Source organism: Microbacterium sp. MMO-56, from assembly GCF_037146215.1.
GTDB lineage: Bacteria > Actinomycetota > Actinomycetes > Actinomycetales > Microbacteriaceae > Microbacterium.
On sequence record NZ_JBBCVW010000006.1, the window covers coordinates 1 to 12,336 of the forward strand.

The 12,336-nt window shown below is 66.2% G+C and carries 13 protein-coding genes and 1 pseudogene; 2 read left to right on the plus strand and 12 right to left on the minus strand.

The genetic code is table 11. From position 1 onward, the window contains the following. Positions 1-120: 120 nt before the first annotated feature. Positions 121-747, minus strand: coding sequence for a TnsA-like heteromeric transposase endonuclease subunit (locus WFI00_RS07000; RefSeq protein ID WP_336642279.1), 627 nt, complete (start codon positions 745-747; stop codon positions 121-123). Positions 748-1,012: 265 nt separating this feature from the next. Here WFI00_RS07000 and WFI00_RS07005 point away from each other — a divergent pair, with 265 nt between their 5' ends. Next, complete coding sequence (locus tag WFI00_RS07005; protein WP_045246937.1) at positions 1,013-1,330, plus strand: hypothetical protein; 318 nt, start codon at positions 1,013-1,015, stop codon at positions 1,328-1,330. A 111-nt stretch (positions 1,331-1,441) separates the two neighbouring features. On the opposite strand, the gene WFI00_RS07010 is transcribed toward WFI00_RS07005, so the two are convergent. The 10 genes and pseudogenes from WFI00_RS07010 to rpsF all read right to left on the minus strand — a co-directional run bounded on the left by WFI00_RS07010 (position 1,442) and on the right by rpsF (position 10,190). Then, positions 1,442-2,791, minus strand: a complete 1,350-nt coding sequence (locus tag WFI00_RS07010; protein WP_442928311.1) for an IS30 family transposase — start codon at positions 2,789-2,791, stop codon at positions 1,442-1,444. A gap of 140 nt (positions 2,792-2,931) precedes the next feature. Then, positions 2,932-3,867 (minus strand): annotated as a pseudogene (locus tag WFI00_RS07015) (IS481 family transposase); the annotation flags it as partial. A 97-nt stretch (positions 3,868-3,964) separates the two neighbouring features. After that, positions 3,965-4,837: an SMODS domain-containing nucleotidyltransferase gene (locus tag WFI00_RS07020; protein WP_054678985.1), complete on the minus strand. Its 873-nt coding sequence runs from the start codon at positions 4,835-4,837 to the stop codon at positions 3,965-3,967. Continuing rightward, complete coding sequence (locus WFI00_RS07025) at positions 4,834-5,772, minus strand: S-4TM family putative pore-forming effector (RefSeq protein ID WP_156366342.1); 939 nt, start codon at positions 5,770-5,772, stop codon at positions 4,834-4,836. The genes WFI00_RS07020 and WFI00_RS07025 overlap by 4 nt, the downstream gene beginning before the upstream one ends. Continuing rightward, positions 5,769-6,593 carry an SMODS domain-containing nucleotidyltransferase gene (locus WFI00_RS07030; protein WP_336633538.1) on the minus strand — a complete coding sequence of 275 codons (825 nt, stop codon included), beginning with the start codon at positions 6,591-6,593 and terminating at the stop codon, positions 5,769-5,771. The genes WFI00_RS07025 and WFI00_RS07030 overlap by 4 nt, the downstream gene beginning before the upstream one ends. A 91-nt stretch (positions 6,594-6,684) precedes the next feature. Beyond that, a complete protein-coding gene (gene dnaB, locus WFI00_RS07035) occupies positions 6,685-8,064 on the minus strand; it encodes a replicative DNA helicase (RefSeq protein WP_336632085.1) in 1,380 nt (459 codons plus the stop codon). A gap of 483 nt (positions 8,065-8,547) precedes the next feature. Further along, positions 8,548-9,000, minus strand: coding sequence for a 50S ribosomal protein L9 (gene rplI, locus WFI00_RS07040; RefSeq protein ID WP_336632084.1), 453 nt, complete (start codon positions 8,998-9,000; stop codon positions 8,548-8,550). A gap of 12 nt (positions 9,001-9,012) precedes the next feature. Continuing rightward, on the minus strand, positions 9,013-9,267 hold the full coding sequence (gene rpsR / locus WFI00_RS07045; protein WP_005054609.1) for a 30S ribosomal protein S18: 255 nt from the start codon (positions 9,265-9,267) through the stop codon (positions 9,013-9,015). Positions 9,268-9,335: 68 nt separating this feature from the next. Then, the gene (locus WFI00_RS07050; protein ID WP_336632083.1) at positions 9,336-9,845 is read right to left on the minus strand and encodes a single-stranded DNA-binding protein; all 510 of its coding nucleotides are present in this window, start codon (positions 9,843-9,845) and stop codon (positions 9,336-9,338) included. Between the two features lie 6 nt (positions 9,846-9,851). Continuing rightward, positions 9,852-10,190, minus strand: coding sequence for a 30S ribosomal protein S6 (gene rpsF, locus WFI00_RS07055; protein ID WP_336632091.1), 339 nt, complete (start codon positions 10,188-10,190; stop codon positions 9,852-9,854). Between the two features lie 213 nt (positions 10,191-10,403). Between rpsF and WFI00_RS07060 the strand changes: the two genes are divergently transcribed. Further along, the gene (locus WFI00_RS07060; protein WP_336632082.1) at positions 10,404-11,588 is read left to right on the plus strand and encodes a hypothetical protein; all 1,185 of its coding nucleotides are present in this window, start codon (positions 10,404-10,406) and stop codon (positions 11,586-11,588) included. A gap of 42 nt (positions 11,589-11,630) precedes the next feature. Here the strand turns inward: WFI00_RS07060 and WFI00_RS07065 are convergent, their stop codons facing one another. Further along, positions 11,631-12,287, minus strand: a complete 657-nt coding sequence (locus tag WFI00_RS07065) for a TMEM175 family protein (protein WP_336632081.1) — start codon at positions 12,285-12,287, stop codon at positions 11,631-11,633. Positions 12,288-12,336: the final 49 nt, after the last annotated feature.

Genomic DNA, 12,336 nt, shown 5'->3' on the forward strand with positions numbered 1-12,336 from the left:
CCTGACCAGCATCGCCCCGACGGGCACGAACCGGAGATCGACGTGGATAAGCCAGAGCCCCGGCTGGCAGAACACGCACGCCCGCCCGCCGAAACAACTCAACGAAAAGCGAAACGCGGCTCAACCGAATCGCGACGGTGGATCAGGGCTCAGCTCGCCGAGCGCGGCGGTGACGTCGCCGCCGGCGAACTGGAACGACCGGCGGTACCCGGCAAGGAACTGGACGTTGCGCAGCAACACTTCATCGGGCTCGGATTGGACGCGGTACTCCCACCCGTGCGGTTCGATCACGCGCCGCGACCAACTCAGCGAGTCACGCACCTTCGGGATGGTGAGCTTCGCGGCGGGCTTCACATCCACCACGCAGACGGTGTGGTCCGCGTGGACGATCAGATAGTCGGGAATGTGGCGACGGCGTGTGCCCTTGTCCTCACCCTCGAGGAGGAACGGCTGAGAGAGAATCCAGTCGACGCGAGGGTCGAAGTCGGCCAGCAACAGGTTCGCGTACTCGAGCCGCGACTCGTGCCCGACATGCGCTTGCATGGTCGCCGACCAGTAGCTGCCCGAGAAGTGCCGCTGCCCCCGGTACCAGCGGAACTCACGCCACGGGACGACGGCGTCGAAGACGCTCAATCGAGCTGACTGCAGCGGAACAACGTCCACCTCGCCACCCGCTTTGCGAACCATCAGCCCGACATCCGCCTGGCGCGCTCCGCCCCGTGTCCCGAGTTGCTCGCGCGCCGTCATGAAGCCAGCGTGAGGGTCGAATCGGTCCGGGAGAATGCACGCTTCCGCCATAGATTCGCGAAATACGATTCAGGATCGCGCTCTTGATTTCACAAGCTAATTCGGTATATGCGAGTCACGAATACCAGTGAATGTGGCATCCACTGTAGTGCACGTCACATAGATAACAGTCACCGTCAGGGATACAAATATAGAGACCACAAAATCAACGCCCGACGGTCCCCACCGAAGCCCTGCGTCGGGCCCGTATGCGACACTCAAGGACATGACCATGTTGGAGCCCATCGCGCCGGAGGAATCCCGGCTCGTCTTCGGCAACAGCTACATGTACAGCGTCATGGTCGAGATCGCCGGTCTTCGCGGCGAGAAGTTCTCATCGAAGACGATCACCGACGCAACGAGGCTCTCCCCTGGCATCGTGCACCCACTGATCCAGAAGCTCCGCCGCGCGAACTTCATCGAGTTCGTCGAGCGCGTGCCCGGAGAGCGGACCATCCTGTACCGCGTCCGCGAGAATCCCTGGTGGAATGCGGCGAGCCAGTACGTCGAAGAGGATCGCGCTACCGAGCGCTCCGCATCCTGACGGCGACGATCGCGCCCGATCTGAGATCGCGACCGTTAGCTGTACTTCCCCGTGACGTTGTGAACGCGGGCTGAGGGGGTCTGGCCGCCGATCCCGGTGTGGGGCCTGCGTTCAACCGGTCGTTGCAACACCGGGTTGTTGAAGCGAGCGTGGCTGCTCCTCGAACACCTCGGCGGGTGTCTTCCAGTCGAGGGCCTTGCGTGGCCGGTTGTTCAGCGCGAGAGCGACCGCTTCGAGGTCTTCCGCGGACCAGCGTGAGAGGTCGGTGCCCTTCGGGAAGTACTGTCGCAGCAACCCGTTGGTGTTCTCGTTCGTCGGCCGTTGCCAGGGCGAGTGGGGATCAGCGAAGAACACCTTCGTGCCCGTCTCGAGCGCGAACTGGACGTGGGCGGAGAGCTCCTTGCCGCGGTCCCACGTGAGCGTCTTCCGGAGCTGTTCGGGGAGCTTGGTCATCGTCGCGATGAGCGCGGCGTTCATCGCGACGGCGCCGTAGCCGCCCAGCGCAGGACCGTTCTTGACCGGTGGGATCTCGCCATAGCCTTCCAGCCGCGGCAGATGCACCAGCAGGGTCGAGCGGCTCTTGCGCTCGACGATCGTGCCGATCGCCGACCGGCCGGTGCCGATGATCAGGTCGCCTTCCCAGTGCCCAGGGACGGCGCGGTCCGCAGCCTCTGCGGGGCGTTCGGAGAACACGACATCGGCGGTGACGTGCCCTTGCGGCCGGTTCTGCGCTCGAGCCCGTGGCCGCCGGAGTGCGCGGCCGGTTCGTAGGCAGGTAACGAGCTCGCGTTTGAGCGCACCACGGCCTTGGATGAACAGCGACTGGTAGATCGCCTCGTGGCTGATGCGCATGGACTCATCATCCGGGAAGTCGATCTCCAACCGATGCGAGATCTGCTCCGGGCTCCACGCGGTCGACCATCGCCGGTCCTGCCGGTGCGGCTTGTTCCGCCCCTTCCATGCCAGCGGCTCCGGGCCAACGACGACGCTGCCATCAGGCCGGCGAACGTTGCCGGCGAGACGGTCCTGGACGTACTCGCGCAGCCTGTCGTTGGTCACCAATCTCGCCGCCTTCGGTCGTTTCGCCGCCTGCTGCGCCTTCCATTGGGCAACCAGCGCCCGATACTCCTGCTTCCCGCTGCGCGTAGCGGCATTGCGGCGCAGCTCGCGGGAGATCGTTCCCGGGTCGCGGCCGATCCGGCGCGCGATCTCACGCACCCCGACATCCTTGGCGCGTAACAGCGCGATCTCCTCGCGCTCTTCGAAGGACAGGTAGCGACCGCTGGGCTCGGCCAATGAGATCGGTGGCATGCCGCCAGCGTGGCGAAACCAACGGGTTCCGACCGGCACGGACACGCCCACCTTCAGCGCCGCCTCGGCCGAGGTGATGCCCGTCGCGATCAGACACCAGAACTGCCGCTGCACCGCCCGCGAGGGCTCAGGTCGTCCAGGCGAACGCATCGGCGGCCGCAACGCTCGATCCGCACGCCACTGCCGACGCGCACCCTCAGGAACCTCGCTCGTCTTCGCGAGCCAATCCTTTGTCGCCACTGCTGAACACCTCCACGATCAAGGTGTTGCGACGACCAGTTGAATTCGCCGGGTCTGTGGTGATTGTAGTGATGCAGCCAGGTCTCGTATGCCGCGGCTCGCTCTGCTTCGCTGGCGTAGGGCTTGGCGTAGGCCCATTCGGCGGCGAGGGTGCGGTTGAAGCGTTCGACCTTCCCGTTGGTCTGCGGCCGATACGGCTTTGTCCACTTGTGCTTCACACCGTCGCCGAGCGCGTCCGCGAACGCGTGTGACCGATAGCACGCGCCGTTGTCTGTCATCACGGCGGTGACCGTGACTCCGAGGCTCGCGAAGAACGCGTTCGCGCGGGTCCAGAACCCTGCCGCGGTCTCCTTACGTTCGTCGTCGAGGATCTCCGAGTACGCGACTCTCGAGTTGTCGTCGACGGCGTGGTGCAGATACCGGTAGCCGCGGGAGCCGGCCGCTCCTGCCCGTGCGGCCTTGTCACGGACGGATCCCGCGGCACGGTCCTGCGCCGATCCGCGGCCGAAGGCGCGCCAGCCGCCGCCATCAGGGATCCGGCCCTGCTTCTTGATGTCGACGTGGATCAGCTGGCCCGGTCTTGCGACCTCGTACCGCTTCGGCGTCGGCTTGCGGACTGGCAGCCCGGTGGCCTGATCGATGTTCACGAGCTTCGGCATCCCATACCTGGCCAGCACCCGGCCGACCGTCGAGCGGGCGAGGCCCAGGTGATACGCGATCCGGTGCGGACCCCACCGGCGGGTGAACCGCAACGACACGATCCTCCGCTCCGTCTTCCGCGGGAGCCGGTTCGGCGAGGTCTGCGGCCTGAAGCTGCGGTCCGTCAACGGCAGCCCAGCCCGATACCGGTCGACCCACCGTTTCGCCGTCGCGGGCGAGCACTGGAACCGTTCCGCTACCCGCCGCAACGACCAGCCCCGATCCACGACGAGGACAGCAAGACGACGACGCCCTTCCGGCGTCAAAGGCGCGTTAGCGTGAGACACGAAGACCTCCGTGGTCAGGATGCGAGTGTGGTAACCCACATCCTGCCCGGAGGTCTTCGCCTACCTCACCCGTTCACAACCTCCCGGGGAAGTACAGTTAGCTCGTCGGAAAGTCGGGTCCGAAGACGACGGCCCATTGGCGCTTAGCCTCCGCGTGGTCCGCACGCTGCTCCGCCGCAATCGCATTCGCCGCGCGTACCCGCGCCGACTCTAGGGCTTGCACGACGTCCTGGTGCGCAGTCCATGACAAGTAGCCGCTCAGGTTGCCGCTCTGCCCTCCCGGATCCGCCACTGCCAACCTCGTCTGTGACCACTCGAAGAAGCGCAGCACCGCGACGCGATGATCAGTCCCGAGCTGCCCGAAGACCGTCGCGGCTACCGTCTCGAGATGGAACGACCGCAGTCGTCGTGAGTGTGCGCGATTCCACGCCTTCAGGAGCCGAATCACGGGCGACAACTGGTAGCCAAGATCACGGTGGCGATCCGCGTACCAGTTGGAAGCGACGAACGGAGCGGTGCTAATCCATGTGCCGTCACCCGCAGGCAGCTTGTAGACCCCGCCGCCGACCTCGAATACGGGAGCGATGTCAACGTGACCACCTCCCTCATAGAACACGCGCACGGCCTGCCCCCGAGTCCCGACCTGTTGAACTGAAAGCCCACTGTAGGCCGCACGGATGCGATAGATGAAGCTCTGCGAGTCCCACTGATACGTGTTCCACGCGTTCTTCACGTTCGAGAACACTGCCAGGACGTCGACATCGTCAAATGGTCGGATGATCGTGCCCTTCGCGGCAGAACCCATCATCTTGCACTCGGAAAACGGAAGATCGGACGAGGATGGGAAGGCTCCACTCAAGCGCTCCTCAACGCCTCGCCTCCTCGCCGGAATCAACGTTCCAGTCTGGTAGGCCGTGGCCGTCAGGCTCTCCTGAAAGCTCGCGAACGCCTGGGCTGTCGTCAGCGTCACACATCCTCCTCGTTTGGCCGCCCCATGGTCAGATCATCAGCGGCGGCATACATCGCCGCTTCGTTCCTCGGCCTCAACAGTCGGTATAGCCAGTTGGGGATCTGCGGCGTGGTCTGGCGGAGCTCGTAGATCCGTTCCTGCCAGACCAGCAGCTCCTGACCATCCACAGGAGCTGCTCCGGTAAGCAGGCGCGACTCGATGGTCGCGGCGAGATCCCGGCGATCTCGGGCAGCCAGGAATGTGCTGCGGATGTACTCAAATGCATCGAGGCACGCTGGCAACACGGGGAGAAGCACTCCCACGAGGAACGTACCCAAGCTGAGTCCCGCCGCCATGCTCACGATCGTCATCAACAACGCCCACCCGAGGCTTGCGCTGGCCCAGACGGCCACGGTGGCACGAAGTAGACGATCGGAGTACGCAGCGTTTGCTCGCTGGGACACGGCGACCGACGTGGCCCCTGACGCGCCGGGACTGATCGGATACCAGTCGAGAAGCTTCTCTCGTCGCGCGATGGCGAGGGTCTGTGCACGATCTCCGGCTATGGCGGCGATGTCCTCGCGGGTTGGCGCTGTCGTTCGGGCAATCGTCACGGGCATGGCGAAGACGTAGCGATCGAAGTCCTCCTGGACCGCAGCTGCCCTCCCCATCTTCAGGGTCTCACCCCACGCGAATGCTGTCCGTCCAAAGAAGAGCCAAGCTCCCGCGACGGCGCCGACGACGACCGCTGCCTGTGGGACGATGATGGCCAGCACGGGCGCTGCGATGCCAATGATCATCACGCCGACCCATCGAGCGGACTGCCATCGCTTCGCGACGCTGTATATGCGACGTTGCGCGATCAGCAAGCGGAGCGCGTCCATGTGATTCTGCCGCTCGCGCATCGTGGCGCTCGTTGGCGGCGTATAGTCGCGGCCCGCGTGCGAAGCCGTCATTGGTTGAATAGAAGTTTGAGATCGTCGATGGACTCGGCGCTCTCGCCGGCGACCCAGTGCGCCTTGGCACGACCCGCGCGCGCTACTGCTGTGTTCAGTTTCGAGAGAGCGTCCGCCGTGTTCGTGTCGGATGAGCACGCGGTGAAACGCGAACCCAGTCCTGTCGGATCGTTCATCGCGGCCAGCCCGACATCCTGGAGATGCTTCAGCGCGCCATGGAGATCCCAGACCGCCGAATACGTGTCCTGCCCATCCATGTACTTCGCGGCCCGCATCTCCAGGTAGCACGAAGAGATTGGAACGTTGCGCTTGTACTTCCAGACCTTCAGCTCGCGCGCCAGCTTCTTGACGGCACCACTGTGCCGACTGTTCACCCCGTTGACGTACGCGTTGTGGTCCTTGGGATGTGTGAGCATCCACCCCCCGGAAGGATGCGCGATCCAGTGGCCGGTCGTTGCCGGGTAGCCCGGCACGACTTCGACGGTTCCATCCGAGAACTTGCATACGACGGCGGGTCGACGCGTACTGATTGTGGTGCTCGGAAATCGCCTCTCCAGACTGCTCTTCACCTTCTCGAGCATGGTCCAGATCGACTCCGGACGGATCCCCTTGAGCGACACCAGGTAGTCCGCATCGCTGTAGATCCAAACGCCGGTCCCATGTCGTAGCGATCCAATCTCAAACATCTCGCGCACGCCAAGGTCGCTGTCGAGCCGCGACTCGATGGACGCGCGATGCCCTCGGGCCGCGTCGAACTGGGTCGAGCTCGGCGTGTACTTCGCGTTGAGGTCAGAGAGCCAACCGATGGGGGTGTCGCCCACCTATCAATCCTTCCGTCCACAGCAAATGGCAGGGATGCCAAGTGCCTGCCAACTACCCGTGGAATATGTCATTTCGGCGTGGAACCTACACCTACCCGAAGTCCCCCGGGGCCATGTCCGTGAACCTCGAGAAGTGCCCCTGGAAGGCAACAGTGACGGTGTCGGTCGGGCCGTTGCGGTGCTTGGCGACGATGAGGTCGGCCTCGCCGGCGCGGGGGCTGTCCTTCTCGTAGGCGGCCTCGCGGTGCAGCAGGATGACCATGTCGGCGTCCTGCTCGATCGAGCCCGACTCGCGCAGGTCGCTGATCGCGGGCTTCTTGTCGGCGCGCTGCTCGGGGCCACGGTTCAGCTGCGAGAGCGCGATGACGGGGACCTGCAGCTCCTTCGCGAGGAGCTTGAGCGCGCGGGAGAACTCCGAGACCTCCTGCTGGCGGCTCTCGACCCGCTTGCCCGAAGTCATCAGCTGCAGGTAGTCGATGACGACCATCTGCAGGCCCACGCGCTGCTTGAGCTTGCGGCACTTGGCTCGGATCTCGACGAGCGTCATGTTGGGCGAATCGTCGATGTAGAGCGGAGCATCGTTGATGCGGCCGCGCGTCGAGGCGATCGTGGTCCAGTCGCGCGAGTCGAGCGAGCCCTTGCGCATCGACTGCAGCGGCACGGCGCCCTCCGCGCTCATGAGGCGCATCGCGATCTCGCTGCGCCCCATCTCGAGCGAGAAGAAGATCGTCGGACGGTTGTGCTTGATCGCGGCGGCCCGGGCGAAGTCGAGCGCGAGCGTCGACTTACCCATGGCCGGTCGCGCGGCGACGACGATCATCTGACCGGGGTGCAGACCGTTCGTGAGCTGGTCGAGGCCCTGGAATCCGGTGGGGATGCCGGTCATCTGCCCGTCGCGGCCACGCGCGGCCTCGATCTCCTCGATCGCGGCGCCGACGGCGACCTCGAGGGCGACGTAGTCCTCGGCCTGTTCGGCACCGGTCACGGAGTAGATCTCCGCCTGCGCGTTGTTCACGAGGTCGAGCGCTTCGCCCTGGCCGTTGTACCCCATCTGCACGATGCGGGTCCCGGCCTCCACGAGGCGACGCAGCAGAGCACGCTCGTGGACGATCGAGGCGTAGTACGCCGAGTTCGCCGCGGTCGGGACGATCGAGGTCAGCGAGTGGAGGTAGTCGGCTCCGCCCGCACGCAGCAGGTCACCGGTCTTGATGAGCTCGTCGGTGACGGCGACCACATCGGTCGGCTCGCCGTGGGAGTAGAGGGTGAGGATCGCCTCGAAGATCAGCTCGTGCTTGGGGACGTAGAAGTCGGTGCCGCGCAGCGACTCGACGACATCGGCCACGGCATCCGCCGAGAGCAGCATGCCGCCCAGCGTGCTCTGCTCGGCGAGGAGGTCGTGCGGCGGAGTGCGCTCGTTGCTGCGGTCCCGGGATCCACCGAGTCGCTCCTCCGAAATGTCCGCAATCGACATGGATGGCCTTCCTCACGCATCGTCCCCGAGCCCGCGCCGCCGAGCCTCAGGCCACGCTAGGCACGGCCTCCGACACCCGCAAACCAGCCTGTGGATAACTGTGTGGAGAATGTGGGCGAAACGCCGACGTGCCTGTGTATAGGAACTGTGGAAAAAGCGCGGACACGCCGCGCGAGCGGATCAAGAAAACGCACTTGATCAGGAACTTCTTCATTCACAACCTGTGGATGGACAATGTGATTGAAGTGTTGGTTGAAGGTTGGGCGAGCGGTGGGCGCCTGGGGAGAAAGCGTGGGATAACACGCGCAGAGCCGGGCGTTTGTCAAGTCCGGAGTCGTCGCGCGCGTGTCGTCGCCCGAGTCGGTATAAGCACGGCCCGACCGGTCGCGCGTTGCCCCGGTCCAGACATCCCCCAGACCCCGGAAACGCCGGATGCCGTGCCCTCCCGCGGGGGGAGAGGCACGGCATCCGGGTGCGACGGGCTTACTTCGCAGCGACCACCTGGAGGGTGATCACGGCGGTCAGGTCGTCACGCAGACGAACGGTCGCCTCGTGCTCACCGATCGCCTTGATCGGCGCGGTGATGTGGATCTTGCGCTTGTCGAGCTGGCCGAGACCGGCAGCGGCGACCGCGTCGGCCACGTCGGCGGTCTTGACGGCGCCGAACAGGCGGCCTTCCTTGCCGGCCTTGACCGACAGCTTGACCTTGGCGGCCTCGAGGGCGTCCTTGAGCGCCACGGCCTCCTCGTGGTCGTGAATCGCGCGGGCGTCACGAGCGGCGCGGATCGACGCCACCTGCTTCTCGCCACCGCGGGTCCACGCCACGGCGAAGCCCTGGGGGATGAGGTAGTTGCGGGCGTACCCGTTCTTGACCTCGATGACGTCGCCGGCGCTTCCGAGCCCGGCAACCTCGTTCGTGAGAATCAGCTTTGCCATGATGGGTGCTCCTTAACGGCCAGCGCCGGCGTAAGGCAGGAGCGCCATTTCGCGCGCATTCTTGATCGCCTTGGCGATCAGACGCTGCTCCTGCACCGAAACACCGGTGATACGACGGGCGCGGATCTTGCCGCGCTCCGAGATGAACTTGCGAAGCGTCGCGACGTCCTTGTAGTCGATGACGCCGACGCGGATCGCCTTCGCGGGAGCGGCGTTCTTCGCGCCCTTCCGCGGCTTACGGCGATCGCCGGTAGCCTTTCCAGCCATTGTTTTCCCTTACGTGTGAACGGATGCCGGAGCATCCGGAATCTCTGTGGTTCCTGAACCCGAGGGGATCAGAACGGCGTGTCGTCGCCGTAGGAGCCCGGAGCGCTCCACGCGTCCGGAGCGGCGGAACCGGGGGTCGCCCACGGCTCCTCCTGCTGCACCTGCGGGCGGGCCTGCTGCCCGCCGCCGAAGCTGCCGCCACCGCCGGAACCCGACGCGGCGCGGGTGACCTGCGCCGTCGCGTACCGGAGCGAGGGGCCGATCTCGTCGACCTCCAGCTCGATCGCGGTGCGGTTGTTGCCCTCGCGGTCCTGGTAGGAGCGCTGCTTGAGGCGGCCGGTCGCGATGACCCGCATGCCCTTGGTCAGCGACCCCGCGACGTGCTCGGCGAACTCGCGCCACACCGACGCGCGGAGGAACAGCGCTTCGCCGTCCTTCCACTCGTTGGCCTGACGGTCGAAGTTGCGCGGCGTCGACGCGATCGTGAAGTTCGCGACGGGCAGGCCGTTCTGCGTGTAGCGCAGCTCGGGGTCTGCCGTGAGGTTTCCCACGACGGTGATGATCGTCTCGCCGGCCATCGTCCGTTACGCCTTCGCTGCCTTGCGGGCGGCCTTGGCCTCGGCGCGCTCCTTCTCGGCGGCGACCTGGGCGATCGCCTCCTCGGCACGGAGGACCTTGGTGCGCATGATCTGCTCGTTCAGCTTCAGCTGACGGTCGAGCTCCTGCGTGGCGGCGCTGGTGGCGGTGAAGTTGACGACGGCGTAGATGCCCTCGTTCTTCTTCTGGATCTCGTATGCCAGGCGGCGCTTGCCCCAGACGTCGACGTTCTCGATAGAGCCACCATCGTTGGTGATGACCTTGAGGAACCCGTCGAGCTTGGGGGCGACCTGACGCTCGTCGATCTCGGGGTCGAGGATGACCATGAGCTCGTACTGGTGTGAGTGCGTCACTAACCCACCTCCTTCGGACTAGAACGGATGCCGGGCATTTCCCGGCATCAGGAGGGTTGATGCACGTGTCCCCGCCCGCACCGCAATCGGCTCGGGCAGAGGGACAACCACAACAGTCTAGCGGAGACGTGGGCCCGCGGCGACCGGGCCTCCACCGCCCGCGCACCCCGCGGGTAGCGTGGTCGCATGACCTCGGCGCCGGCATCCCTCCCCTTCGATGCACGTCCGCTCACGGAGCCCGTCGACCGCGCGGCGGCGCGCGCCTACGTCCGCGAGCTGCGCCGTTCCGGTCGCGCTCCCGCACCGAACGTCGTGGGGATCGTGATCGGCGTCGTGTTCGGCGCCATCGCGCTGTTCATGTTCGTCTCCGTCTTCGTCGGGATCGCCGGAGCGATCGCCGTCGTCGGGCGCGGTCAGGCCGGCCTCTTCGCCGTCGCACCGCTCGTCCTGCTCACCGTGCTGCTCGCGATCGTGGTGTCGATCATCGTGCGGATCGTCCGAGCGGGCAACGCCGCGCGATGGTATCGGCTCGACCGCTTCGCGCAGGCGAACGGCATGCGCTGGTATCCCGAGGTCACCGCGCCGCCGCTGCCCGGCATGATCTTCGGCGTGGGGCACGGTCGCCGCGCCACCGACGTCGTCCGCGGCGAGCAGCCTCGCCTCGTCGAGTTCGGCAACTACACGTACAAGACCGGGTCGGGCAAGAACGAGTCGACGCACCGCTGGGGGTACGTCGCCGTCAAGCTCTCGACCCCGCTCCCCCACATCGTGCTGGATGCCCTCGGCAACAACGGGCTCTTCGGCTCCAATCTGCCCGCCGTCTTCGACCGCGACCAGCGGCTCAGCCTGGAGGGCGACTTCGACCGCTACTTCACGCTGTCGTGCCCCACCGGCTACGAACGAGACGCGCTCTATCTGTTCACGCCCGACATCATGGCGCGCTTCGTCGACAACGCGGCCGCGCTCGACGTCGAGATCATCGACGACTGGCTGTTCCTGTACACCGGGCGCGAGACCTCGACGCTCGACCCCGCCACCTGGGCCTGGCTGTTCGCCGTCGTCCGCGCCCTCCTCGAGAAGCTCGACCAGTGGGAGCGCTGGCGCGACGACCGGCTGGCGACGGCGTCGGGTCCGGCCGTCGGTGCACCCGCGTCGGGGGCGCCGTCCGCATCCGGCGCGCCCTCGGCGGGGCTTCCCTTCGCCGCGCCGACCGCGGTGCTGCAGCCGCCCCCGGGGGTCGCGCCCGCGGGACGGCGTCTGCGCCGCGGCGTGCCGTGGGGGTTCATCGCGATCGCCGGGACGGCGTTCCTGCTCTTCGTGCTCACGCAGACGGGTGTTCTGGCCGGGATCGTCGGCACCCTCCTGCGCTGAGGCGTCTGCGCCGAGGCACAGGGCCCGCGCGAGGAGGGGTGCTCAGTCCTCCATCGGCGGGAGCAGCCGTCCGACGAGCGCCTGCATGGGGCCCATCAGGACCATGATGAACAGCGCGTTGTAGTTGACCGCCGGCACCGCGATCGACACCACGAGCGCCACCGAGAACAGGACGCACATCGAGATGTCGGCGGACAGCCCGCCGTGGAGGGTCTCGCGGGGCACATCGCCGAAGTCGTGGCGACGACGGAGCACGTAGAGGCGCTGGATCATGGCGACCAGCGCGACCAGGATCATGCTCCCGATGTAGATGGCCTTGGCGACGGCATCCTCGTTCGACATCCGCCCCGACAGCGCGGTCGCCACCGGAAGCCACACGATCGTCAGCACCCACGCCATCGAGATCCACAGGAGGGTCGTGTTGACCCGCTCCACCCCCGCGAACAGGCGCTGGTGGTTGAGCCAGAACATGGCGATGAGCGCGAAGCTCAGCAGGAAGCTGGTGATCTGCCACTGGTGGTCCCAGAACCAGTCGATCGCGGTGCCCTCCGCGTCGGCGACGTCGGACACGCTCTCCATCAGGGGGAGGATGAGCAGCGTCATGGCGATCGCGACGACGGCATCGAGGAAGGCCTTGGGCCGCTCTGCGGTGTACAGCACCGGGGGATGCTTCTCCTCGCGACCGCGCGGCATCGTCATGCTCAGATGATAGGGGGCGGCGGAACGGGGGCGGACGTCGGCGCCGTGC